Source organism: Streptomyces sp. NPDC053542, from assembly GCF_044544685.1.
GTDB lineage: Bacteria > Actinomycetota > Actinomycetes > Streptomycetales > Streptomycetaceae > Streptomyces.
On the sequence record NZ_JBITXL010000006.1, the window covers coordinates 141898 to 165365 of the forward strand.

At 72.2% G+C, this 23468-nt stretch carries 20 protein-coding genes and 1 tRNA gene; 13 read left to right on the forward strand and 8 right to left on the reverse strand.

Annotation, left to right across the window (positions count from 1 at the left end; all coding sequences use genetic code 11):
* Nucleotides 1-243: 243 nt before the first annotated feature.
* Nucleotides 244-1746: an MFS transporter gene (locus tag ACIGXO_RS18450; protein WP_399788472.1), complete on the forward strand. Its 1503-nt coding sequence runs from the start codon at nt 244-246 to the stop codon at nt 1744-1746.
* Between the two features lie 10 nt (nt 1747-1756).
* Here the strand turns inward: ACIGXO_RS18450 and ACIGXO_RS18455 are convergent, their stop codons facing one another.
* The 4 genes from ACIGXO_RS18455 to ACIGXO_RS18470 all read right to left on the reverse strand — a co-directional run bounded on the left by ACIGXO_RS18455 (nt 1757) and on the right by ACIGXO_RS18470 (nt 7790).
* Nucleotides 1757-2914 carry a cellulose-binding protein gene (locus tag ACIGXO_RS18455; RefSeq protein ID WP_399787461.1) on the reverse strand — a complete coding sequence of 386 codons (1158 nt, stop codon included), beginning with the start codon at nt 2912-2914 and terminating at the stop codon, nt 1757-1759.
* Nucleotides 2915-3088: 174 nt separating this feature from the next.
* Complete coding sequence (locus tag ACIGXO_RS18460) at nt 3089-4024, reverse strand: LCP family protein (RefSeq protein ID WP_399788475.1); 936 nt, start codon at nt 4022-4024, stop codon at nt 3089-3091.
* 236 nt (nt 4025-4260) lie between these two features.
* A complete protein-coding gene (locus tag ACIGXO_RS18465) occupies nt 4261-6807 on the reverse strand; it encodes an SUKH-4 family immunity protein (RefSeq protein WP_399787464.1) in 2547 nt (848 codons plus the stop codon).
* Nucleotides 6808-6812: 5 nt separating this feature from the next.
* Nucleotides 6813-7790 (reverse strand): SMI1/KNR4 family protein, encoded by a 978-nt coding sequence (locus ACIGXO_RS18470; RefSeq protein WP_399787467.1) that lies wholly within the window; start codon nt 7788-7790, stop codon nt 6813-6815.
* A 328-nt stretch (nt 7791-8118) separates the two neighbouring features.
* Here ACIGXO_RS18470 and ACIGXO_RS18475 point away from each other — a divergent pair, with 328 nt between their 5' ends.
* Nucleotides 8119-8694: a YwqJ-related putative deaminase gene (locus ACIGXO_RS18475; RefSeq protein ID WP_399787470.1), complete on the forward strand. Its 576-nt coding sequence runs from the start codon at nt 8119-8121 to the stop codon at nt 8692-8694.
* Between the two features lie 8 nt (nt 8695-8702).
* Nucleotides 8703-9224, forward strand: coding sequence for an SUKH-3 domain-containing protein (locus tag ACIGXO_RS18480; protein ID WP_399787473.1), 522 nt, complete (start codon nt 8703-8705; stop codon nt 9222-9224).
* A gap of 52 nt (nt 9225-9276) precedes the next feature.
* On the opposite strand, the gene ACIGXO_RS18485 is transcribed toward ACIGXO_RS18480, so the two are convergent.
* Nucleotides 9277-10638 carry a sensor histidine kinase gene (locus ACIGXO_RS18485; protein WP_399787476.1) on the reverse strand — a complete coding sequence of 454 codons (1362 nt, stop codon included), beginning with the start codon at nt 10636-10638 and terminating at the stop codon, nt 9277-9279.
* Nucleotides 10639-10835: 197 nt separating this feature from the next.
* Between ACIGXO_RS18485 and ACIGXO_RS18490 the strand changes: the two genes are divergently transcribed.
* The 6 genes from ACIGXO_RS18490 (at nt 10836) to ACIGXO_RS18515 (ending at nt 15788) form a co-directional block, all read left to right on the forward strand.
* Nucleotides 10836-10910: transfer RNA gene (locus ACIGXO_RS18490), tRNA-Gln, on the forward strand.
* A gap of 129 nt (nt 10911-11039) precedes the next feature.
* Entirely contained in the window at nt 11040-12521 is a 1482-nt protein-coding gene (glmU, locus tag ACIGXO_RS18495) for a bifunctional UDP-N-acetylglucosamine diphosphorylase/glucosamine-1-phosphate N-acetyltransferase GlmU (protein WP_399787479.1), read from the forward strand.
* 106 nt (nt 12522-12627) lie between these two features.
* Complete coding sequence (locus tag ACIGXO_RS18500) at nt 12628-13602, forward strand: ribose-phosphate diphosphokinase (RefSeq protein ID WP_399787481.1); 975 nt, start codon at nt 12628-12630, stop codon at nt 13600-13602.
* Between the two features lie 267 nt (nt 13603-13869).
* Entirely contained in the window at nt 13870-14463 is a 594-nt protein-coding gene (locus tag ACIGXO_RS18505; RefSeq protein WP_399787484.1) for a 50S ribosomal protein L25/general stress protein Ctc, read from the forward strand.
* 128 nt (nt 14464-14591) lie between these two features.
* The gene (gene pth / locus ACIGXO_RS18510; protein ID WP_399787487.1) at nt 14592-15185 is read left to right on the forward strand and encodes an aminoacyl-tRNA hydrolase; all 594 of its coding nucleotides are present in this window, start codon (nt 14592-14594) and stop codon (nt 15183-15185) included.
* A gap of 81 nt (nt 15186-15266) precedes the next feature.
* Nucleotides 15267-15788, forward strand: a complete 522-nt coding sequence (locus tag ACIGXO_RS18515; RefSeq protein WP_399787490.1) for a hypothetical protein — start codon at nt 15267-15269, stop codon at nt 15786-15788.
* 102 nt (nt 15789-15890) lie between these two features.
* Here ACIGXO_RS18515 and ppc read toward each other — a convergent pair whose 3' ends face one another.
* Nucleotides 15891-18578 carry a phosphoenolpyruvate carboxylase gene (gene ppc / locus ACIGXO_RS18520; protein ID WP_399788478.1) on the reverse strand — a complete coding sequence of 896 codons (2688 nt, stop codon included), beginning with the start codon at nt 18576-18578 and terminating at the stop codon, nt 15891-15893.
* Nucleotides 18579-18922: 344 nt separating this feature from the next.
* On the opposite strand from ppc, the gene ACIGXO_RS18525 reads away from it, so the two are divergent.
* Both ACIGXO_RS18525 and ACIGXO_RS18530 read left to right on the forward strand, forming a co-directional pair.
* Complete coding sequence (locus tag ACIGXO_RS18525) at nt 18923-19924, forward strand: acyl-CoA desaturase (RefSeq protein ID WP_399787493.1); 1002 nt, start codon at nt 18923-18925, stop codon at nt 19922-19924.
* A gap of 7 nt (nt 19925-19931) precedes the next feature.
* Entirely contained in the window at nt 19932-20618 is a 687-nt protein-coding gene (locus ACIGXO_RS18530) for a TetR/AcrR family transcriptional regulator (RefSeq protein ID WP_031051412.1), read from the forward strand.
* A gap of 70 nt (nt 20619-20688) precedes the next feature.
* Here the strand turns inward: ACIGXO_RS18530 and ACIGXO_RS18535 are convergent, their stop codons facing one another.
* Nucleotides 20689-21051: a VOC family protein gene (locus tag ACIGXO_RS18535; RefSeq protein ID WP_399787498.1), complete on the reverse strand. Its 363-nt coding sequence runs from the start codon at nt 21049-21051 to the stop codon at nt 20689-20691.
* A gap of 4 nt (nt 21052-21055) precedes the next feature.
* Nucleotides 21056-21880, reverse strand: a complete 825-nt coding sequence (locus ACIGXO_RS18540; protein WP_399787501.1) for a trans-aconitate 2-methyltransferase — start codon at nt 21878-21880, stop codon at nt 21056-21058.
* A gap of 133 nt (nt 21881-22013) precedes the next feature.
* On the opposite strand from ACIGXO_RS18540, the gene ACIGXO_RS18545 reads away from it, so the two are divergent.
* Both ACIGXO_RS18545 and ACIGXO_RS18550 read left to right on the forward strand, forming a co-directional pair.
* Nucleotides 22014-22511 carry a MarR family winged helix-turn-helix transcriptional regulator gene (locus ACIGXO_RS18545; protein WP_223734037.1) on the forward strand — a complete coding sequence of 166 codons (498 nt, stop codon included), beginning with the start codon at nt 22014-22016 and terminating at the stop codon, nt 22509-22511.
* A 138-nt stretch (nt 22512-22649) separates the two neighbouring features.
* The gene (locus ACIGXO_RS18550) at nt 22650-23453 is read left to right on the forward strand and encodes an SDR family NAD(P)-dependent oxidoreductase (protein ID WP_399787505.1); all 804 of its coding nucleotides are present in this window, start codon (nt 22650-22652) and stop codon (nt 23451-23453) included.
* Nucleotides 23454-23468 lie beyond the last annotated feature (15 nt).

Genomic DNA, 23468 nt, shown 5'->3' on the forward strand with positions numbered 1-23468 from the left:
CGCGGCGCCGTCTCGACGGGCGAGAAGCCCCGTACCGCGTCCCGGCCGCGCGTGGAATGGTGTCGCGTACACGTAAACGACGGCGGAGGGGGCACGGTGAGCGGCACCGGCGGACGGACGGAACCGGAACGGACGGCAGGCGCCGCACCACAGGCCCCGGCGGCGCCGGAAGCAGCGAAGGCGCCGGGGGCCGCATCCGCCGGGGCTCCGGCCACCCGCCGCGGCCCCGTCGTCGCCGCCCTCATGCTCGGCATGGCGCTGGCCGCGCTGGATTCCACGATCATCGCCACCGCCGTCCCGCAGATCGTCGGTGACCTCGGCGGCTTCTCGGTCTTCTCCTGGCTCTTCTCCGGCTACCTGCTGGCCGTCACCGTCACCCTGCCCGTCTACGGCAAGCTCTCCGACACCTTCGGCCGCAAGCCCGTCCTCGTCGCCGGCATCGTGATCTTCCTCGTCGGCTCGCTGCTGTGCGCGGGCGCCTGGAACATGGCCTCGCTGATCGCCTTCCGCGTCCTGCAGGGACTCGGCGGCGGCGCCCTCCAGGGCACCGTGCAGACCATCGCCGCCGACCTGTACCCCATGAAGGAGCGGCCGCGCATACAGGCGAAGCTCTCCACCGTCTGGGCCACCTCCTCCGTGGCCGGGCCCGCGCTCGGCGGCCTGCTCGCGGCGTACGCGGACTGGCGCTGGATCTTCCTCGTCAACCTGCCGGTCGGCGCGCTCGCCCTCTGGCTCGTCCTGCGCCACTTCTTTGAAGACCCGGCGCACCGCTCCCGTGCCGAGCGCCCGGTCATCGACTGGCCCGGCGCGCTGGCCATCTTCGCCTGCGGCGGGCTGCTGCTGACCGCGCTCGTCCAGGGCGGCGTCGCCTGGCCCTGGCTGTCCGCGCCCTCGCTGCTCCTGCTGGGCGGCAGCGCCGTGTGCGCGGCCGCCACCGTACTGATCGAGCGCCGCGCCGCCGAACCGATCATCCCCGGCTGGGTCTGGCGCCGCCGCACCATCTCCACCGTCAACCTCGCGCTCGGCGCCCTCGGGCTCCTGATGGTCGCCCCGACCGTCTTCCTGCCCACCTACGCCCAGGCCGTACTGGGCCTCGGCCCGATCGCGGCCGGGTTCGTACTGTCCACCATGACCATGAGCTGGCCGGTGGCGGCCGCGCTCAGCAGCCACGTCTACAACCGCGTCGGCATCCGGGGCTGCGCGCTCCTCGGCATCGGTGCCGCCACGCTGGTGCTGCTGGCCTTCCCGCAGCTGCCCTACCCCGGTGCGGCGTGGCAGCCGGCGCTGCTCATGCTCGCGCTGGGCGCCGCTCTCGGGCTGTTCCAGCTGCCGCTGATCATCGGAGTGCAGTCCTCCGTCGGGTACGCCGAACGGGGTACGGCCACCGCCTCGATCCTGTTCTGCCGCCAGGTCGGCCAGTCCGTCGGGGCCGCGCTCTTCGGGGCCGTCGCCAACGCCACCCTGGCCGGGCGGCTGGCCGACGCGCCCGCCGGCATCCGTGCCGGCCTGCCGGACGACCTGGACGCCGTCTCCCGCGCGCTGGAACACGCGGGCACGCTCTCCGAGCAGGCCGCCGACTACCTGCGGCGCGCCGTGGACGCCACGGTCGAGCACGTCTACTACGGCGCCGCCGTGGCCGGGCTGCTCGCCCTGGCCGCGCTGCTCTTCGCGCCGCGCCGCTTCCCCGTCCACGCGGACGCGCGGGGCGAGGGCGAGGCCGGGCCCGCTCCCGCCGAGAAGGGCTGAGGCGGGCGGCTCAGCCCTCCGTACGCGGCAGCTTGGTTTCGAGCGTGTCCTCCTCATCGGGGTCCACACCACGCTTGGCGGGGGCCTCTTCGGGGACAGGCACGGCTTCGGAGACGGGCACAGCTTCAGGGGCGGGCACCGCTTCAGGGACAGGCACAGCTTCAGAGGCGGGCGCGGCCTCTGGGGCAGGCGCCTCTTCGTAGCGCGCCTCCGTGTGCCCCCGTACGCCTTCCCCGTCCTCCGCCTTCACGTCGTACACGTGTCCGGCGTCAGGCTCCTGTGCGTACTCCTGCCCGTACTGCTTCTCGTACGCCTGCTCCCGCTCCTGCTCGTACTCGTGTTCCTGGTCGGTCGCGTCCGGGTCCTTGCCCATGAGGGTGGCCAGGCTGCTGCGTACGTGGGCCATGTGGGAGCGCAGCTCCTCGCGGCGCTCCTCGTGCTCGCGCAGGACGCGCTCCGTGGCGCGCTCGACGCGGGCCGCCTCCGCCTCGGCCTCCGCGATCAGTTCGGAGGCACGGTCCGCGGCCTCCTCGTCGATGTGCCGCGCGGACTCCTCCATCCTGGCGTAGTGGCGCTGCACCTCCACGATGCGCGCCTCGCCGCGCTCCTCCATCTCCGCGATCCGCTGCTGTATGGCCAGCTCGCGGTCGGCCAGCTCCTGCTCCGCCGCCGTCCACTGCTCGGCCAGGCTCTTCTCCTGGTCCTCCAGGACCTCCGCGGTGCGCCGGCGCATCTCGCGGAGCCCCTCCTCCGCCTCCTGGCGCGCCTCCTCGGCGGCCCTGGCGGCCTCCTCGACCATCGTCCGCGCCTCGGCCTCCGCCGCCTCCTCCATGCGTACGGCGGCGTCCTCGGCGTCCTGACAGAGCTTCAGCGCGTACGCGTCGGCGGCGTCGCCCTGCTCCCGCCCGTAGTCCGCCGCCTCCTCCCGCAGCCGCTCGGCGTCCGCCGCGGCCTCGGTGCGCAGCCGCTCCGCCTCGGACTCGACCGTGGTCAGGATCAGCCGGGCCTGCTCGCCCAGGGATTCGTACGTCTGGGGCGGCATATGGGCGAGGTACTCGCGCAGCCGCTCCAGCTCCGCGGTCATCTCGTTGGCCAGCACGGTGAGGCGGGCCGCCCGTTCCCAGCAGGAGTCGCGGTCCAGGGAGAGCCCTTCGACTCTGCGGTCCACGTCCGCCGGACGGTAACCACGCCCTCGTACGACCTCGAATCCGTGAGGCGACACCGATGCACTCATCCCTCAAAGCCCCTCTCCGACAGTGACGTGGTCCGGCGCACATCTTTGTTGATTGTTCCGAAGCGCCCATAACGCGACACTCCGCACCTATCACTGCCCAAGGATGCGTTACTTTTCCGCAGAAGTCGGAATCGGCTCGTCGGTACGCAGGGCACGGAACAGCCGCCGCGCCCGCTCCGCGTCCCACACGAGCACGTCGCCCGCGCCGGCGACCGCCGTTCCCGGGCCGGTGACCGGCACCGTCGTGGCCGTCCCCGAGCCCTTCGCCACCTGTTTCATCGACAGTCCCATCTGCGTCAGATCCACCACGCCGGTCCGGCCGTCCACGCGCAGCGCCGCCAGCGCCGCGTCCAGCGCCGGCACCGTCCGGAACGGGTTCAGCAGCGTCGCGGGGCCGAGCATCCGCTCCGACACCGCGCTGATGAGCGCCCGCTGCCGCTGCACCCGTCCCAGGTCGCCCTTCGGGTCGCTGTAACGGGCCCGTACGTACGCCAGCGCCCGCGCGCCGTTCATGTGCGAGCAGCCCGCCGGGAAGTCGGCGCCGGACTTCTCGTCCTTCAACGGCGCGTCCAGGCACAGCCGTACCCCGCCGAGCGCGTCCACCACACGTACCAGGCCGAGGAAGTCGACCTCGGCGTAGTGGTCCACGCGCAGGCCCGTCGCCTGTTCGACGGTGCGCGAGAGGAGTTTCGCGCCGCCCAGGCCGTACGCCGCGTTGATCTTGTTCTTGCCGTGTCCCGGCACCGCGACGTAACTGTCCCGCGGCAGGCTCACCAGAGACGGGCCGCTGTCCCCGTAGTGCAGCAGCATCACCGTATCGGTGTTGCGCACCGCCTCATGGCCCACATGCAGCTCCTGCTGCTGGCGAGGGGTCAGATCGCGCCGGCTGTCGGAGCCCACCAGGAGCCAGTTCGTGCCCTTGCCCGCGGCCGGCCGGCCCGGATAGCCGCTCAGTGCGTCCATCTGGCGCAGCTGTCCGCCCGCCCAGAAGAACAGCGCGGCCGCCAGCGCCAGGGCCAGCAGCACCAGCACGGTCACCAGCAGCGCGATCCGGCGCGGCCAGGACCACCCGCGGCGGCCCCGGCCGCGCCCCGCGCGGTACAGCGCCGTCGAACTCGGCTGCGGCGGGGACGGTGGGGAGGACGGGGACGGTGGGGCCATACCGGCATGATCGTGGCGCCCGACCCGTTCCGCAGGTCGAGCGCCACGTATGACACACCGTCAGGGCCGTACGGGCGACACCGCGCTCAGCGCGGCCGCCCCACGGCTGCCGCAGGCCGCTACAGCAGGCCGTCCCACATCTGCTCCAGCAGGACCGACCACCAGTTTTCCGGGGAGCCGAGCGCCGCCGGGTCCAGCGCCGCCAGCTGCACCTGGAAGTCGGTGGTCCAGCGGCCCGCCTGCTCCGGGTTCAGCCCGTACCGCAGCCGCCACATCCGGCCCAGCATGGCCATGCAGCGCACGAACTCCGGCAGCCCGGTGTTCACGAACTGCGGCGTCGCCGCCTGCCCACCGGGGCCGGCCTCCAGCGGCACCGCCACGATGTGCGCCGTGCCGTACTGCACGCACAGCTGACGGCCGAAGTCCGAGCCCATGACCAGGTACGAGCCCGCGTCGGGAGCCGGCTGCACACCGCGCTCCTGGGCCAGCTCCGCCAGCGTCGGCACCGGGCGGCCCGGCTGCGCCTGGCCCCAGAAGAACGGGCCGAAATCGACCGGTACACCGGCCCAGACCAGGGTCTGGCCCACCACGTCGGGCACGCCCTGCCGGGAGACCGCGCGCTGGTCGAAGCGGAAGACGCCCTGCGGCCCGAACGCCTGCTCCAGCTCCTGCCCGATCGCCTGCGGCGGGGCCGGCGGCGCGAGCTGGATCTGCGACGGGTGCGGCAGCGGCACGCGCACCGGCGCCGGACGGGCCGGCCCGTCCGCCACCTGGTGCAGCTCGCCCTGATGCTCCACCAGATGCCGTACGCCCTGCTGCCGCGAGGCGTGGTCGTGACCGTACGCGGCGGTGTGGCTGATCCGCACCTGCGGCCAGGTCTCGCGGATCATCCGGGCGCAGTAACCGCCCGGCAGATCGCAGGACTCCAGCTCGGTGTGGAGCTCCAGCACCTGCTGCGGCGGCACGTTGAGCCCGCGCAGCTCGTGCAGGATCTGCCACTCGGGATGCGGCGTGCCGGGCGCCGAGCGCCGGATGATCTGCTGCTCGGAGCCGTCGGGCGCGCGGTACCGCAGTACGGCCATGTAGCCGGGGCCGACGGTCGGCTGACCGGTCGGCGGCGCCTGCGGAGAGCCGTATGCCTGCGGCGCCCCGCCCGGGGCGCCGGGCTGCCCCATAGGAGCGGCGGGCGGCGGCATACCGGGGCCGGGGGGAGGCTGCGCACCGGGGGCAGCAGGCGGCTGCGCACTGGGGGCAGCCGGAGGCGGCGCACCAGGGCCCGCGGGCGGCGGCGTACCGGGGCCCGCGAGCATCGTCGCCGCGGCGTGCACGCCGCCACCGGGAGCGCCGGGGGCTCCCGGCGGCGGGGTGGCCGGGGGGCCTGGCGGCGGCGGAGGCGCAGCGGGGCCCGCGGCGCCGGGCACACCGGGCGGGGACGGGGGCGGCGGCCCGTCGCCACCGCTCTTCGCCGCACCGGCGTTGCCGGGCAGCGACGAGCCGTCGGCCAGCATCGTGGCGGCCGCGTGCACGCCACCGGCGGGAGTGCCGGGAGTGCCGGGAGTACCCGGCGCACCGGGTGCTGCCGGGGGGCCGGGCGGCGGGGGCGGCGCGCCCTCGGCCGCGGCCGGGATGCCGGACGGGGCGGCAGTGTCCGAGTCCAGCTGGGAGATCATCTGCGTCGGTACGTAACCGCCGCTCCCCGGGGCACCGGACGGCGCGGGCGTACTGGGTGCCGCGGGCGGCGGACCGGGCTCCGCGGGCGTACCGGGTGCCGCGGGCGGCGTACCGGCGGCACCCGGGGGCGGCGGCAGATGCGTGACGGGCGGGCCGGACGGCGGCGGCAGGTCCGACAGACCGGGCGCGGCAGCGGCCGGAGCCGCGGCGCCCGAAGGCGGACCGGCGGCCGGTTCCTCGACGGCCGGCGCGACCGCCGTGGCCGGCAGCCGGCTGCCCCCCTGGAGCAGCTCGGTCTTGGCGTCCGGGCGCACCGAACCCTGCTCCGCGTCCTCGTCGAAGCTCAGCGGCGGCGCGAACACGGTCGCCGGCAGCCCCACGGACCGGTCGTCACCGTCGTCGTCCACGGTGATGTCCGTGCCCTCCCAGGAGGGGGCCGCGGTCGAAACGGATGCGCCGGTGTCCTTCTTCTCCTCCGGCCGCTTCTCCTCGGGCTCCGGCTCCGGCGTCTCCTCCGGCTCCGGCTGCGGCTCCGGCGCGGCGGCAGAGGCGGGCACGGCAGCGGCGGGCACAGCGGACGGCTGCTCATCGGGAGCCTGTGCCCCCGAAGCCCGGTCCGGAATGCCGGCCGCGTCCGCCGCCTCCTGCAGCCACTCCGGCGGCGTCAGCAGGAACGAGGTCTGCTCCAGATCGATCCGCTGCCGCGGCACCTCAGGCGCGGGCGCCGCCTCCGGCACCACGCCGTACTCCTCCTCGTACCGCCGGATCACCTCGCCCACCGGCAGCCCCGGCCACAGCGTCGTCTCCCCGCTGTCCCGGGCGATCACCATCCGCTGCCGGCCGCCGCCGACCGCCGGCCCGCCCTCGCGGTCCTCCGCCCAGGCCACAAAGCCCAGCCCGAACTCCCGTACCCGCACCTCACGCTGCTGGTACGCCGGCACCTCGCCGTTGACCCAGCGCTCCGCGCGCTCCTGCGCCTGCGCGAACGTCACCATCGCGCTCACCCCTCCACCGGAACGGCGCACGCGAAGCCACCGTCCACCATCAGGTTGGCCACGGTCGTAAGCTCCGGCGGATTGCCCGCGAGCCGCTCCAGGAACTCGTCGAAGTCCCCGCCGCACGGCAACAGCAGCCGCTCCACCCGCTCCTGGACCGACCAGCCGTCCCGGTCGCGCGCGTCGTCGTACGCGCAGAACCACACCGACCCGGCCGCGTCCCCCCGTACCTTCACCGCGATCACACCGCCCTGGACGAAGCCGACGCCCAGGTAGTCCTTCGTGAAGTGGTCCCGCAGACACTTGTTCACGTACACCAGGTCGTTCACGGCCGCGTCGTCCCGCACCGTGAAGAACGGCTGGTCCACCAGCAGCCCCAGCTCCGGGTCGAGCGCCGCGCCCACCGGCGCGCAGCCGCCCGCCGCCTTCAGGAACGCCCGGTACGCGCCCGGCAGCCGGTACCCCAGCGCCTCCTCGGCCTGCAGTACCGCGTCCTCCGGCACCGACACGTCACGGTGCGGCAGCCCGAAGTGCGCAGGGCGCGTCTCCTGCAACGGCCGCGTGCCGCGCTTCTCGTGGTCCACCGCCGCCGTCGCCAGCCCGCCGTGGTGCCGCAGCAGCGCCTTCACCTCGACCGGCACCAGCTCCATGCGCCGGGTCCCCGCCACGTGGTGCCACGTCCAGCCGTGCGGCGTCGCCACCGAGGGCACGTCCTCCCACAGCTCGTGGCCCGCCGCGTGCAGGGCGGCGTTGGCCGACACGAAGTCCGTCAGCCGCAGCTCGTCGACCCCGAAGCCCTCCGGCGGCTCGGCGATCTCCGCCGCCGCCCGCGCGTACGGGGAAAAGTCCGGAAAACCCGAACCGTCCACCCGTACGCCTCTCGGAAAGCGCGCGGCCCGGACCGGGTCCGGGAAATGCACGACCTGCCCGGCGTAGGCCGTGTTCGGTGGCGCGGCGCTCTGCCCGAGCCGACCTGTCGTCATGGCGGTTGCCCCCTGGCTGGAACTGGCTACTGCCGCACAGCCTAAGCGGTACGGCAACCACCGCACCCGCCCGCGCCCGCGCCCACAGGCCGTCCACCGGCCACCCTCCGGCCGCGCGTCGAGCGGCTTTTCGGGACGTCCCACCCGCACCACCACACCCTCGTACATCTGTGCCACGACACCCCCGACCGGTCGACTGTCACGGACCGGTGACAAGGACCGGCACAGACCCGTGACACCCGCAGGGCATGCCCGACTTCCGCAACACCCAGCGCGTTTGGCAGGCTGACCCCCGCAGACGGGGGGATGCAGGGAGGGAAAGCACCGCATGAGCACCACCGCACAGTCCGCCGCACGGACCGCCAACGGCACCGGCGCGGGGAGCGCCGGCCAGGGCACCGCGCCGTCGTCCGCGCACCCCGCCGGCGACCCCCGGATCGGCTGGAGCGCCACCGCCGACACCGACGGGCCGCCCACGCTCCGGCACCGCCGCGACGGCATCCTCCCCACCGTCGCCGCCGCCCTCTCCGTCCGCGGCGAAACCCTCACCTGCACCGCGAGCAAGTCCGAACAGCCCCCCGCGCTCCACCCGCTCGTCCAGGACTTCCTCGACACCCTGAACACCGCACAGCGCGAGCGCTTCACGGGCCGCTGCCCCGAAGCCGTCCTGCTCTCCCGGCACCTCACCGCCGTCGAAGCGGGCCGCTCCAAACGCCAGTCCAAGAAACCGCTCACCAACGGCGAAGCCCGCCGCTCCCTCAAGCACTCCAAACTCACCGCCCGCCACATCCGCGAGGACGGCGACCCCCAGCACGGCCACTACGCCGCGCCCTGCCGCTCCTGCGACGCACTCCTGGCCTTCTTCGGCGTCATGCCCGTCGGCCTCTCCGCGGCAGGGAGCTGAACCGCACCATGACCCCACCCACCACCGCGTACGACCGCGCCGCCGGCGCCACCACCCGCTTCCCCGTCGCCGTCGACGCAGCCCTGCAGGAAGCCGGCTGGCAGCCCGGCCACTGGGACATCAAGCAGGCCGAACACTGGGCCGACGCGCTCCGCGAGTACGCCTCCCCCGGCGGCCACCGGCACACCGTCTTCCCCGCCGCCGTCGAAGCCTGGGCCGAATTCGGCACCCTGCGCATCAGCGCACCCGGGCCCGGCCGGCACATCGCCCCCACGCCGTTCGAGATCGACCCGCTGTACGGCATCCATCTCGCCCGCACCCTCGGCGACCTCGGTCGCGCCCTGGACACCCAGGTCGCACCGCTCGGCCGCGAGGCCGACAGCCAGGCCACCCTCGCCATCGACGCCGAAGGCCGCGTCTACAGCCTCGACCACACCGGCGACTGGTACCTGGGCCGCGACATCGACCAGGCGTTCGCCACACTCGTACTGGGCACCCGGCCGACCCGCCTGACGGTGGCGGCGGACTGACCGGGCCCGCACCGGGCCGAGCCCGCGGGCGGGACCGGGTACGACCGCGTCGTCACTCCCCGCCCGCGCCCGCCGGCAGCACCGCCGACACCCGGAAGCCGCCCGTCTCCGTCGCGCCCGAGACGAACACCCCGCCGAGCCCGGTCACCCGCTCCCGCATCCCCACCAGGCCGTTCCCCCCGCTCGGCAGCCCCGCGTCCGCCGCGCCGCGCTCCGACGGGCCGTTCTCCACCTGCACCGCGACCTCCCCGTCACGGTGCGCCAGCCGCACCCGCACCCGCGCCCCCGGCGCGTGCTTGTGCACGTTCGTCAGCGCTTCCTGCACCACCCGGAACGCGGTCTGCTCGACCCCCGGCCCATACGGCCGGGCCTCTCCCTCCACGGACAGTTCCACCACCGTGCCCGCGGCGCGCGACTGATCCACCAGCCCCGCCACGTCCGCCAGTACGCCCCCTGCCGCGGCACCCCTGTTCGGGGACTCGGCCGACTCCGGCACCCGCGCCACCTTGGACACCTTCGACGCCACCGCCACCAGCCGCTCCGGCTCGTCCGACACCCGCGCCGACGCCCCCGAACCCTCGCCCGTGCGCAGCACCCCCAGCATCTCCCGCAGCTCCGTCAGCGCCTGCCGGCCCATGTCCCCCACCAGGCCCGCGTTCCGCGCCGCCTTCTCCGGGTCCTTCAGCGCCACCGCCTGCAATGCCGCCGCGTGCACCACCATCAGGCTCACCCGGTGCGCCACCACGTCGTGCATCTCCCGCGCGATCCGCGTGCGCTCCTCGTTGCGCGCCCACTCCGCACGCTCCTCCGCGCGCTCGGCGAGCAGCATCAGCTCCCGCTCCAGGCCGTCGTTGCGCTCCCGCAGGCTCTCCACCAGCCGCCGCCGCGCCCCCACGTACAGCCCCAGCAGCACCGGCGGCGCCGTCAGCACCAGGCCCAGCGCCACCGACACCAGCGGGACGAACCACCACGGCGGGTTGAAGTCCTCCTGCGACGCCACGTCCTGCTGCATCTTCAAGATCGTGACGATCAGCGTGCCGATGACGGACATCCCCGCGAGCAGCACCGTGAACCGCCGCGGCACGTCCGACGCCGCCAGCGTGTACAGGCCCACGATCCCCAGCAGCGCGCCCAGCTCCGCCGGGGTCACCGCGATCGACACCAGGACGACGACAATCGGCCACTTGCGCCGCAGCAGCAGCACCGGGCCGACCAGCAGACCGAGGACGATCCCCACCGCCTCCGGCAGCCGGGACTCCTGCGCGAACTGCACCCCCTCCAGCACGCACTCCACCGTCGAGGCGAGCGCCAGACACACGTCCAACACGGCGCTGCGGCGGTGCTCCCACCACCACGGCCCGCCACCCGGCGCACCCCTGATGCCCCCGGCGTCCCTTACCCCCGTCGCGGTCATACCGCCCACCCTACGGGCGCCCGCCCTCGATTTCCGGCCACGCCCACCACGCCGCGGCCCGTCCGTTACGGACCGGTACCTGCGGCTTCGAACAAGGCGCCGACCCGTACCGTCGCATCGAAGGCGGGTGGTGCGGCATAGTGTTGGGTGCTGAACGGGATCACCCGGGTGAATGTCCGTCTTGACCCCGTTTGCCATCCCCTGTGGTGTAATTGGCAGCACTGAGGCTTTTGGTGCCTTATGTCCGGGTTCGAGTCCTGGCAGGGGAGCCATACCGCACAACTGCTCAGTTCGGGTTCCGGCGTACACGTCGGGACCCGTCCGCGTTTCGGCTGCAATACGCACCGGTATCCTTCGGGTGTCCACCACCCGAAGTAGCCAAGAAGCCGAAGGGCATCCCCGTGAGCGCCAACCGCCCGGCAGCCGTCGTCGTTCTCGCAGCGGGTGAGGGCACCCGCATGAAGTCGGCGACCCCGAAGGTCCTGCACGCGATCTGCGGCCGCTCCCTCGTCGGCCACGTCGTCGCCGCCTCCCGTGAGCTGGACCCCGAGCACCTCGTCGTGGTCGTGGGCCATGCCCGTGAGCAGGTGACCGCGCACCTCGCCGAGATCGACGCGGGCGTCCGCACGGCGGTGCAGCACGAGCAGAACGGCACCGGGCACGCCGTCCGGATGGGGCTGGAGGAGCTGACCACCGGTGGTTCCGGTGAGGCCGGCGCCCCCGGCGTGGAGCTGGACGGCACCGTGGTCGTCGTGTGCGGCGACACGCCGCTGCTGACCGGGGAGACCCTCAAGAAGCTGGCCGAGACGCACGCCGCCGAGGGCAACGCCGTCACCGTGCTGTCGGCCGAGGTGCCGGACGCGACCGGGTACGGCCGGATCGTGCGGGACGAGGCCACGGGGGCCGTCACCGCGATCGTGGAGCACAAGGACGCGAGCGACGCGCAGCGCGCGATCCGGGAGATCAACAGCGGCGTGTTCGCGTTCGACGCGCGGCTGCTGATCGAGGCGCTGGGCAAGGTGCGGACGGACAACAGCCAGGGTGAGGAGTACCTCACGGACGTGCTGGGGATCGTGCGGGAGGCCGGGCACCGGGTGGGTGCGGCCGTCGCCGGCGACCACCGGGAGATCCTGGGCATCAACAACCGCGTGCAGCTGGCGGAGGCGCGCCGGCTGCTGAACGACCGGCTGCTGGAAGCCGCGATGCTGAGCGGTGTGACCGTCGTGGACCCGGCGACGACGTGGGTGGACGCGACGGTGACGTTCGAGCCGGACGCGGTGGTGCAGCCGGGCACGCAGCTGCTGGGCAGCACGCATGTGGCGTCGTTCGCCGAGGTGGGACCGCAGTCGCGGCTGGCGGACACGGTGGTCGGCGAGGGCGCTGTGGTGTCTTTCACGGTGTCCGACGGCGCGAAGGTCGGGCCGGGGGCGAGCGTGGGTCCGTACGCGTATCTGCGGCCGGGTACGCAGCTGGGCCCGAAGTCGAAGGCCGGCACGTACGTCGAGATGAAGAACGCTTCGATCGGTGAGGGCACGAAGGTGCCGCATCTCTCCTACGTGGGGGATGCGACGATTGGCGAGTACACCAACATCGGTGCTGCGAGCGTCTTTGTGAACTACGACGGTGAGGCGAAGCACCACACGACGGTGGGGTCTCACTGCAAGACGGGGTCGGACAACATGTTTGTGGCTCCTGTCACGGTCGGGGACGGCGCGTACACCGCGGCCGGCTCCGTGATCACCAAGGATGTGCCCCCGGGTTCGCTGGCTGTCGCGCGTGGTCAGCAGCGGAATATCGAGGGCTGGGTCGCTCGCAAGCGACCGGGAAGCGCCGCCGCGCAGGCCGCTTCGGCTGCTCGTCAGAAGGACGAGGGCGAGCAGTGACCGGGCAACGGGTGCGCCGTGCGGGGCGTACCGTGATAAGCGCACGCAACGTGGTCGGCGCAGGCAAGGCGCCCTCATGTTTGAGAGCTTGGCAAGGAGATTTGCTGTGACCGGGATCAAGACGACCGGCGAGAAGAAGCTGATGCTCTTCTCCGGCCGCGCCCACCCCGAGCTGGCGGAGGAGGTTGCTCACCAGCTGGGTGTCGGCCTGGTCCCGACGAAGGCGTTCGACTTCGCGAACGGTGAGATCTACGTCCGCTACCAGGAGTCGGCACGTGGTGCGGACTGCTTCTTGATGCAGAGCCACACGGCTCCCATCAATAAGTGGATCATGGAGCAGCTGATCATGATCGATGCTCTCAAGCGCGCCTCGGCGCGGAGCATCACCGTGGTCATCCCCTCCTACGGGTACGCCCGTCAGGACAAGAAGCACCGCGGCCGTGAGCCCATCTCGGCCCGCCTGGTGGCGGATCTGCTGAAGACGGCGGGTGCGGACCGCATCGTCACGGTGGACCTGCACACCGACCAGATCCAGGGCTTCTTCGACGGCCCGGTGGACCACCTGTTCGCGCTGCCGGTCCTCGCGGACTACGTGGGCGCGAAGGTCGACCGCAACAAGCTGACCGTCGTCTCCCCCGACGCCGGCCGCGTGCGCGTCGCCGACCGCTGGTGCGACCGGCTGGACGCGCCCCTCGCCATCGTGCACAAGCGGCGCGACAAGGACGTGGCGAACCAGGTCACCGTCCACGAGGTCGTCGGTGACGTGAAGGACCGCGTCTGCGTCCTGGTCGACGACATGGTGGACACCGGCGGCACGATCTGCGCCGCTGCCGACGCGCTGTTCGCGAACGGTGCGGCGGACGTCATCGTCACCGCCACGCACGGCATCCTGTCCGGCCCGGCGGCCGACCGCCTGAAGAACTCCAAGGTGAGCGAGTTCGTGTTCACGAACACGCTGCCGACCCCGGGCGAGCTGGAGCTCGACAAGATCACGGTGCTGTCGATGGCCCCGACGATCGCGCGTGCGATCCGCGAGGTCTTCGAGGACGGCTCGGTGACGAGCCTGTTCGAGGAGCAGTGAGCTGATTCCCTGCTTAGCCGGGGCTCCGATCGGGAGCTTCCCCAGATCCCGCGCCTGTAAGGCGCTGAAGATCACCCGCGCCCGGAGGGCGCTGAAGATCGATTTTCGAGGCGGCCTCCCCGCCGGGTAGACTCACCGAGTTGCTCGGCGAGGGAGGCCGTACTCGTACGTACGGCTGTCCGTTATCGACGCGCTCTTCGTAGCAGGTCTGTCGTGGGCCGGGTGACGGCCGTCAGATCCATTGAGAAGTACTACGAGGAGTGCATCATGGCCGAGGTCAAGATTTCCGCCGAGCTGCGTACCGAGTTCGGCAAGGGCAGCGCCCGCCGTCTGCGTCGCGAGGACAAGGTTCCCGCGGTCATTTACGGTCACGGCTCGGAGCCGCGCCACGTGGCCCTGCCGCACCACGACACCCTGATGGCGCTCAAGAACTCGAACGTCCTGATCAGCCTGGACATCGAGGGCAAGCGCGAGCTGGTGATCCCGAAGGCCGTGCAGCGCGCCACCATCCGCCTCGGCATCATCGAGCACGTCGACCTGCTGCTGGTCCGCCAGGGCGAGAAGGTCTCCGTCGAGCTGCCGATCCACACCGAGGGCGAGCTGGCCCCGGGCGGCAACCTGCTCGAGCACGTGCTGAACTCCCTCCCGGTCGAGGCCGAGGCCACCCACATCCCCGAGTCGGTCACCGCCGACATCTCGGGCCTGGACGCCGGTCAGTCGGTGCTCGCCAAGGACATCAAGCTGCCCGCCGGTGTCTCCCTGGACGTCGAGGACGACGCGGTCGTCCTGCAGGTCGTGGCCGCGCAGGCCGAGGCCCCCGCCGAGGGCGAGGGCGAGGCCGAGGAGGGCGCCGAGGGCTGAGCCCCGGACCACCTCTGACGGTCGCCCCCGGGCGGTCACCGTCATCGGTTTTTCCGCCGCCGTCCCGTTCGTTGCGAGCGGGGCGGCGGTCTTTTTACGTACTGTTTCTTACGTGCAGGAGTGCAGCGGTGAGTGAGGACGCGGCGAGCCCGTGGCTGGTGGTGGGGCTGGGGAATCCCGGTCCCGAGTACGCCGCCAACCGTCACAACGTGGGGTTCATGGTGGCCGATCTGCTGGCGGAGCGGATGGGCGGCCGGTTCAAGGCGCACAAGGCCAGGGCGCAGGTCGTGGAGGGCCGGATCGGTCCCCCGGGGCCGGGCAGCCGGCGGGTGGTGGTGGCGAAGCCGTCGTCGTACATGAACCTGTCGGGCGGTCCGGTGACGGCGCTGCGGGACTTCTACAAGGTGCCCGTGGAGCGCATCGTGGCGATCCACGACGAACTGGACATCGATTACGGGGCGCTGCGGCTGAAGCTGGGCGGCGGGGACAACGGTCACAACGGGCTGAAGTCGATGACGAAGTCGCTGGGCGCCGAGTACCACCGGGTGCGGTTCGGGATCGGGCGGCCGCCGGGGCGGATGCAGGTGGCGGACTTCGTGCTGAAGGACTTCTCCGCGGCGGAGCGCAAGGAGCTGGACTACTTCGTCGACCGGGCGGCGGACGCGGTGGAGGCGCTGGTCACAGAGGGGTTGGAACGGGCGCAATCCGCCTACAACTCCTGAGCGGGACAGCGCGGGACGACGCCTGACGAAGCGTTCTGATCGAGTTGACCGGGCATACCGCGATGGCCAAGGATCGCCGCCATGTCCAGGACAGGTACGACAGGTTCCAAGAAGCGCAGCCGTACCAAGCGAGCGGGTGAGAGTGCCTTCGGGCTGCTGCTCGTCTTGAAGAATCTGCTGATGACGCTGCTCGCGTTGCTGTTGCTGGTGGCCGGTGCGTGGACGTCGTGGGGTACGGCGCAGTACGCGATGCTGGTGCAGGCGAAGGAGCGCGGCACGATGACGGTCGCGTCGTGCGGCGAGGAGCGCTGCTGGGGCCCGTACGTGCCGACGGGCGGGGACGGTGAGCGGCGGGCGAAGGTCGTGCTCGCGGAGGCGGCGGCCCCGGAGAAGGGGCAGCTGGTCGAGGTGACGGTGGAGCCCGCTTCGGACCGTGCGGTGCGCACGGGGCCGGGCGGCATCCTGTACGCGTGGGCCCCGCTGGGCGGCGCGATGCTGCTGGCTTCGCTGGTGGTGGCCGGGGGCCTGCGGATGCGGAGGACGGCATGGGCCGTCGGTCTTCTCGGCACCGCTCTGCTGATGGCGGCGTTCTTCACGCTCTAGCCCCGGGGCTCTGCCCCGGACCCCGGTCCTCAAGCGCCGGACGGGCTGGATTTTCGGCCCGTCCGGCGCTTGATTGTTGAGCCCGTCCGGCTCGCGGGTTGATCAGCCGGTGTTACGCAGGCCCGCGGCCACACCGTTGACGGTCAGCAGCAGGGCCCGGGCCAGCACCGGATCCGCTTCCTCGCCGCGCTTGGCGGCCTCGCGCTGGCGGGCGAGGAGCGAGACCTGGAGGTAGGACAGCGGGTCCAGGTAGGCGTCGCGGATGCGGAAGGTCTGCTGGAGGACCGGGTTGGCCTCCAGCAGCTCGGCCTCCTGCGTGACCCGCAGGACTTCCTGGACGGTGAGGTCGTGCTCGGCCTTGATGACGTCGAAGACGTGCTTGAGCTCGTCGGGGACGAGGGTGTCGACGTAGTGCTGGGCGATCCGCAGGTCGGTCTTGGCCAGCGTCATCTCGACGTTGGACAGGAAGTTGCGGAAGAAGTGCCAGTGCTCGTGCATCTCGGCGAGGACGGCCTCCGAGCCGGCTTCGCGCGCGGCCTTCAGGCCGGTGCCGACGCCGAACCAGCCGGGGACGATCTGGCGGGACTGGGTCCAGCCGAAGACCCACGGGATGGCCCGGAGGCCGTCGAGCGAGACGCCCGAGCCGGGGCGGCGGGAGGGCCGGGAGCCGAGGTGGAGTTCGGCGAGCTGATCGACCGGGGTCGACGCGAGGAAGTACGCCGGGAGGTCCGGGTCCTCGACCAGGCGGCGGTAGGCGCCGTGCGCGGCCTCGGAGACGGTCTCCATCGTGGCGTCCCAGCGGGCCAGCGCCTCGTCGGACTGGCGCGGCGCGGTGTGCAGCGCTGATGCCTGCAGGGTGGCCGCGACGGTCAGTTCCAGGTTTTCGCGGGCCAGGGACGGCACGAGGTACTTGTCGGAGATGACCTCGCCCTGCTCGGTGACCTTGATCTCGCCTTCGAGGGTGCCGTAGGGCTGGGCGAGGATCGCGTCGTGGGAGGGGCCGCCGCCGCGGCCGACGGTGCCGCCGCGGCCGTGGAAGAGGCGCAGCCGTACGCCGTGCCGGTGGGCGACGTCCCGGAGGAGCCGCTGGGCGCGGTGGATCTCCCACTGGGAGGTCGTGATGCCGCCGAACTTGGAGGAGTCCGAGTAGCCGAGCATGACCTCCTGGACGTCGTCGCGCAGGGCGACGAGGCGCCGGTAGGAGGGGTCGGACAGCATCTCGTCCAGGAGCTTGTCCGCGATCTTCAGCTCGTCGGTGGTCTCCAGGAGCGGGACGATGCCGATCTTGGCCCAGCCCGCGTGCAGGTCGATGAGGCCGGCCTCGCGGGCGAGGACGGCGGCGGCGAAGACGTCGTCGGAGCCCTGGCACATCGAGATGATGTAGGACTCGACGACCTCGGGGCCGAAGGTGGCCTTGGCCTTGCGGATGGTCTCGAAGACGCCGAGGGTCTTGGCTCCGGCCTCGTCCAGCGGGGCGGGGGTGGAGGCCAGCGGGCGGCGCGAGCGCAGCTCCTTGGCGAGGAGCTTGCGGCGGTAGTCGCGCGGCATGTCCACGTACCGCCAGGACTCCTCGCCGAGGCGGTCGAAGAGCTGGCCGAGGGCGTGGTGGTGGGCGTCGGCGTGCTCGCGGACGTCCATGGTGGCGAGCTGGAGGCCGAACGCGGCGATCGTACGGATCGTGCGCTCCAGGCGGCCGTCGGCGACCAGGCCGCCGCGGTGCTCGCGCAGCGAGCTCTGCAGCAGGGCGAGGTCGTCGAGGAGCTCGCCGGTGCCGAGGTAGTCACGCCCGGCGACGTGCGGGGTGTCGTTGGCCAGGCGCTCGCGGGTGTTGACGAGCTTCTGGCGGATGCAGGTGGCCTTGAGGCGGTAGGGCTCCTCGGAGTTCAGCCGCTTGTAGCGGGGGCTGATCTCGGGGAGCAGCTCCAGGTCGCGCTGCAACGACGACAGGAGCTCCTCGGTGGCGCCGCAGTTCCGGATGGAGTTCGACAGGGCACCGCGCAGCTCGTCGATGTGCTCCAGCGCGTCGGTGATGCCGTGCTCGTGCTGGAGGATGAGGACGTCCCAGGTCACCTGGGGGGTGACGTTGGGGTTGCCGTCGCGGTCGCCGCCGATCCAGGTGCCGAAGGTGAGGGGGCGGGTGCCGGGCGGCAGCTGCACGCCGGCCCGCTCCAGCTCGGCGGCGAGGTCCTCCAGGACGTCGCCGACGGCGCCGCGGCCGAGCTCGTCGAGGTAGTAGATGGCGTTCCGGGCCTCGTCGGTGGGCTCCGGGCGCGCCACGCGCAGCTCGTCGGTCTGCCAGATCAGGTCAATGTTCTCGGCGAGGCGGAGGTCGGCGCGGCGGCGGTCGCCGGCGTCGGTGGTCTCCAGCAGCTCGGCGACCTTGCGGAGCTTGGTGAGGACGGAGCGCCGGGCGGCCTCGGTGGGGTGGGCCGTGAAGACGGGACGTACGCCGAGGTGGGCCGCGGTCTCGCGGAGGTGCTCGGGGTCGGCGTCCTTGAGCATGTCGGCGGTCCGGGCGAGGATGCCGCCCTCGGCGGCGCGCCGGGCGCGCAGCTCGCGGCCGCGGTGCACCTGCTCGGTGACGTTTGCGAGGTGGAAGTACGTGGAGAAGGCCCGCACGAGCTTGCCGGCGGTGATCAGGTCGGTGTCGCCGAGGAGCTCGGCGGCGGCCTCGCCGTCGGTGCGCGTCAAGGCGCGTACGCGTTCCACCAGATCGAGGAGCTCGGGGCCTTCCTGGCGTACGAGCGTCTCGCCGAGGAGGTCGCCGAGGCGGCGGATGTCGGCGCGCAGGGCTCCATTGCCGGCGTCCGCCGTGTCGGGGGCCCCGGGGCGCGGGGTCTGCTGTGCGGCGTCGGGAGAGATGTCGGCACTGCTCACAGGTGCGGCTCCTTGCAGTGTTGAGCACGTCTGGGCTGGTGGGTGTCTTGTGGACACTCCCTGGTGGCGGGTTGCGGACCGCGCTGTCCGACGCCTCAAGAATAGATCTCCGCTTTTCGGGCGGTCATACCGTCCGCTCTGTGAGAGGGGCTGTCGGGCCGGTCACACCCTTGTACGGTGTGGCCGCACTGCCATACTTACGAGACCGTAGGTTACGGAACCGTAGCCTTGCCTCCGACCCCAGCGAGGGACACCACATGACCGCTGGCCCTGAAGTCGTCGAGAAAACACCGAAGACCGCCGAGAGCGCGCTGCCGCCCGCGACGCTGGGCGGCGACAGCAAACGTTCCGTGGAGCAGCTCGCGCTCCTGATGTTCATCATCGTGCCGTTCGTGGCGCTGGTGGCCGCGGTGCCACTGGCCTGGGGATGGGGTGTGAGCTGGCTCGATCTGGGGCTGCTGGTGGCGATGTACTTCATTGGCTGCCACGGCATCACGATCGGTTTCCACCGCTATTTCACGCACGGGTCCTTCAAGGCGAAGCGGCCGCTGCGGATCGCGCTGGCGATCATGGGGTCGCTGGCGGTGGAGGGTCCGCTGGTGCGGTGGGTCGCGGATCACCGCCGGCACCACAAGTTCTCCGATGCGGAGGGTGACCCGCATTCGCCGTGGCGTTACGGCGAGACCGTGCCGGCCCTGCTGAAGGGCCTGTGGTGGGCGCACATGGCGTGGATGTTCGACGAGGAGCAGACGCCGCAGCACAAGTTCGCACCGGATCTGATCAAGGACTCGGCGATCCGCCGGATCTCCCGCCAGTTCGTCCTGTGGACGTCCGTGTCGCTGCTGATCCCGCCGCTGGTCGGCGGGCTCGCGACGATGTCCTGGTGGGGCGCGTTCACCGCGTTCTTCTGGGGCTCCCTGGTGCGCGTCGCCCTGCTCCACCACGTCACGTGGTCGATCAACTCCATCTGCCACGCGGTGGGCAAGCGCCCCTTCAAGTCCCGTGACCGCTCCGGGAACGTGTGGTGGCTGGCGATCCTGTCCTGCGGCGAGTCCTGGCACAACCTGCACCACGCGGACCCGACCTCGGCGCGGCACGGCGTGCTGAAGGGGCAGCTGGACTCCAGCGCCCGGCTGATCCGCTGGTTCGAGCAGCTGGGGTGGGCGTACGACGTGCGCTGGCCGAACGCCTCCCGGCTCGACTCCCGCCGCCAGGAGAACGACTCCCGCCGCAAGGACAAGGCCGAACAGGCGGCATGATTGACGGGTGGCGATCGATGGCAGCAGCGTGAGTGGCAGTAAGGACAGAGCGTCTTCCGGTGCGGGCGCGCGGCGTGCGCGGCGGGTCCGCATGACCGGCAAGGAGCGCCGGGAGCAGCTGCTGGACATCGGGCGCACGGTGTTCGCCGAGCGTGGCTTCGAGGGCACGTCGGTGGAGGAGATCGCGGCGAAGGCCGGGGTGTCCAAACCGGTGGTGTACGAGCACTTCGGCGGGAAGGAAGGGCTGTACGCGGTTGTCGTGGACCGGGAGATGCGGCAGCTGCTGGACATGGTGACGGGTGCCCTGACCGCGGGGCACCCGCGTGAGCTGCTGGAACAGGCGGCTTTCGCGCTGCTCGACTACATCGAGACCTACACCGACGGCTTCCGCATCCTGGTGCGGGACTCCCCCGTGGCGCAGTCGACGGGTACGTTCGCGTCGCTGATCAGCGACATCGCCACTCAGGTCGAGGACATCCTGGGCCTGGAGTTCAAGGCCCGCGGCTTTGACCCGAAGCTGGCGCCGCTGTACGCGCAAGCGCTGGTCGGGATGGTGGCGCTGACGGGCCAGTGGTGGCTGGACGTGCGCAAGCCGAAGAAGGCGGAAGTCGCCGCGCATCTGGTGAACCTCGCCTGGCACGGCCTGGACGGCCTGGAGCCGAAGCCGCGTCTGATAGGCCACCGGAAGGCGTGACCTCTGGTCACACCAGTCACAAAAATCACCCGAAAGAGTGAGCGGCGCGCGAGGACTCAGAGCGCTCCGGCTAGGACAGGGGTTCGAGAAATTCCAGCCGGTTGCCGACGGGGTCGTGGGAGTAGAAGCGGCGGTGGCCCGGGAGCTCCTCGTCCCAGGTGACGTCGGCGCCGTGGGCCGCCAGCCGGGCGGCGAGGGCGTCGATGCCGTCGACGCGGAGGCCCGGGTGGGCCTTGGCCGATGGCCGGAAGCCGTCCTCGATGCCGAGGTGCAGCCGGACCGCGCCGGCCTCGAACCAGCAGCCCCCACGACCCGCGAGCGCGGCGGGCTTGGGGGCCCGGACCATGCCCAGCGCGTCCTCGTAGTAGCGGCACAGCGCTTCCTCCGAGCCGGGTGGCGCGGCGAGCTGGACGTGGTCGAGGCCGGTGATCATGCGATCAGATCTCCTTGCGGGCCACGGCGAAGATCCGCCGGAAGGGGAAGACCGTGCCGTGCGGGCCGGCCGGATACGCCTTGCGCAGCAGGTCGCGGTACTGGTCGAGGAACTCCTCGACGGCTTCGGGGTCGCCCTCCAGGGCAGTGAGGACGGGCCGCAGCGCGGTGCCCTTCACCCAGTCCAGCACCGGGTCCTCGCCCTGCAGGACCTGCACGTACGTGGTCTCCCACGCGTCCGCCGAGCAGCCCAGGTCGATCAGCCGCTTGAGGTACTCGTCCGGCTGCAGGATGTGCACGAAGCGCCGGCCCTTGCCGCCGAGGCGGGCGCGCCACTGGGGGCTCTCGCACAGCTCGCCGAGGAGGGCGTGGCTGGGCGAGGTGAAGTTGCCGGGGACCTGGAAGGCGAGGGTGCCGCCGGGGGCGAGGGAGTCGATCCAGGGGGCGAACGAGTCGGCGTGGCCGGGGACCCACTGCAGTGCCGCGTTGGAGACGATGAGGTCGAAGGGTTCCTCGGGGATCCACGTGGCGGCGTCGGCGGGGGCGAAGTCCAGGCGGCCGCCGCCGGGCGTGGGGCCCGCGTACGACTGGGCCCTGGCCAGCATGTCGGCGGAGCTGTCGAAGCCGGTGATGTGCGCGTCGGGCCAGCGGTCCGCTATCAGGGCGGTGACGTTGCCGGGGCCGCAGCCCAGGTCGGCGATGCGCGGGCGGCGGGGCGCGGGCAGCTCCGGTATCCGGGCGAGCAGGTCGAGGAAGGGGCGGGTGCGGTGGGTCGCGTGGCGGAGGTACTGCTGTGGGTCCCAGGTCGGCGCAACGTGCGTGTCGTGCATGGTCGAACCCCTCTGCTGGTACGGGCCAAGGCCGGTGGAGCAGGAACTGTCTGCCGACGCTGCCCAATCGTCCAGCAAAATATATCTTGACGTCAAGAGACTTCACGTCGACACAACCACTACACTGATCGTCATGGAGGACGAGGTCGACCGACTGGTCGCAGCATGGCGCCGCGAGCGCCCCGACCTCGATGTGGAACCACTCGAGGTGCTCAGCCGTATCAGCCGGCTCGCCCGGCATCTCGACCGCGCGCGCCGGCTGGCCTTCTCCGAGGTCGGCCTGGAGCCCTGGGAATTCGACGTGCTCACCGCGCTGCGCCGGGCCGGCTCCCCGTACCAGCTCTCCCCCGGCCAGCTGCTCACCCAGACCCTGGTCACCTCCGGCACCATGACCAACCGTATCGACCGGCTCGCCAAGAAGGGCCTCGTCGAGCGGCTGCCCGACCCCAGCGACCGGCGCGGCGTCCTCGTCCGGCTCACGACGGAAGGGCGCGACCGCGCGGACCAGTCCCTGGCCGGGCTGCTCACCCAGGAGCGGGCGATCCTCGCGGAGCTTTCCCGCGCGGAGCGCGGGGAACTGGCGGGCCTGCTGCGCCAGTTGACGGCCCCGTTCGACAACATTCCGGGCTAGCGCCCCGTCAGGGGCGTGGGGAACTGCGCGAACGGCCACGACGGCGCCGCACTCGGCGGCCGAACCACAGCCCCACGGCGGTGCCCCGCCAGTCGCGCCCCCTTGCCCGCAAGGGCCACGTCCACTTGGATCGCGGCCATGAGCGAGCAGCGCAACGCGCAGCGTGATGCGCCGACCGCGCCGGGACCGGCGCAGCGTTTCCACGGCCGCACCCACCTCGTCACCGGCGCAGCCTCCGGCATCGGCGCCGCCACCGCCGACCGGCTGGCCGCCGAGGGTGCCCGTGTCCTTCTCCTCGACGTCGACGACGATCGAGGAGAGCGCACCGCGCGCCGTATCCGCGCCGCCGGCGGCACCGCCTCCTACGAGCACTGCGACGTCACCGACGAGGCCGCCTGGGAGCGTGCCGTGGCCGCGGCCAGAGGCCGGTACGGGCCGGTCGACGGCCTGGTCTCCAACGCCTTCACCCACTACGCCGCGCCCGCCGACCGCACCCCGCGCGCCGACTGGGACCACCAGCTCGCGGTGAACCTCACCGGCGCGTTCCTCGGCGTACGGGCGGCCCTGGACGACCTGCGCGCCCAGCGGGGCGCCGTCGTGCTGACCTCCTCCGTGCACGCCCTCTTCGGGCTGCCGGGGCGGCCCGCGTACGCCGCGTCCAAGGCGGGCCTGACCGGCCTCGCCCGCCAGCTGGCCGTGGAGTACGGGCCCGACGTACGGGTGAACTCCGTGCTGCCCGGGCCGGTCCTCACGCCCGCCTGGGAAGGCGTCTCCGAGGAGGACCGCGAGGTGACCGCCGCCGAGACCGCCGCGGCCCGGCTCGGCCGCCCCGAGGAGGTCGCCGCCACGATCGCCTTCCTGCTCTCCGCGGACGCCTCCTTCGTCACCGGCGCGAGCCTCGTCGTCGACGGCGGCTGGAGCGTCCTGAAGAACTCCTCCTGACCAGCGAACTCCAGC

What these genes read in the sequence shown, in the direction of transcription:
- ACIGXO_RS18485 (WP_399787476.1), bottom strand. Translation starts at nt 10,638, where the DNA reads ATGACCGCGACGGGGGTAAGGGACGCCGGGGGCATCAGGGGTGCGCCG.
- ACIGXO_RS18545 (WP_223734037.1), top strand. Translation starts at nt 22,014, where the DNA reads ATGGAGGACGAGGTCGACCGACTGGTCGCAGCATGGCGCCGCGAGCGC.
- ACIGXO_RS18450 (WP_399788472.1), top strand. Translation starts at nt 244, where the DNA reads ATGCTCGGCATGGCGCTGGCCGCGCTGGATTCCACGATCATCGCCACC.
- ACIGXO_RS18480 (WP_399787473.1), top strand. Translation starts at nt 8,703, where the DNA reads ATGACCCCACCCACCACCGCGTACGACCGCGCCGCCGGCGCCACCACC.
- ACIGXO_RS18505 (WP_399787484.1), top strand. Translation starts at nt 13,870, where the DNA reads ATGGCCGAGGTCAAGATTTCCGCCGAGCTGCGTACCGAGTTCGGCAAG.
- ACIGXO_RS18540 (WP_399787501.1), bottom strand. Translation starts at nt 21,880, where the DNA reads ATGCACGACACGCACGTTGCGCCGACCTGGGACCCACAGCAGTACCTC.
- ACIGXO_RS18470 (WP_399787467.1), bottom strand. Translation starts at nt 7,790, where the DNA reads ATGACGACAGGTCGGCTCGGGCAGAGCGCCGCGCCACCGAACACGGCC.
- ACIGXO_RS18550 (WP_399787505.1), top strand. Translation starts at nt 22,650, where the DNA reads ATGAGCGAGCAGCGCAACGCGCAGCGTGATGCGCCGACCGCGCCGGGA.
- ACIGXO_RS18525 (WP_399787493.1), top strand. Translation starts at nt 18,923, where the DNA reads ATGACCGCTGGCCCTGAAGTCGTCGAGAAAACACCGAAGACCGCCGAG.
- ACIGXO_RS18515 (WP_399787490.1), top strand. Translation starts at nt 15,267, where the DNA reads ATGTCCAGGACAGGTACGACAGGTTCCAAGAAGCGCAGCCGTACCAAG.
- ACIGXO_RS18535 (WP_399787498.1), bottom strand. Translation starts at nt 21,051, where the DNA reads ATGATCACCGGCCTCGACCACGTCCAGCTCGCCGCGCCACCCGGCTCG.
- ACIGXO_RS18475 (WP_399787470.1), top strand. Translation starts at nt 8,119, where the DNA reads ATGAGCACCACCGCACAGTCCGCCGCACGGACCGCCAACGGCACCGGC.
- ACIGXO_RS18465 (WP_399787464.1), bottom strand. Translation starts at nt 6,807, where the DNA reads ATGGTGACGTTCGCGCAGGCGCAGGAGCGCGCGGAGCGCTGGGTCAAC.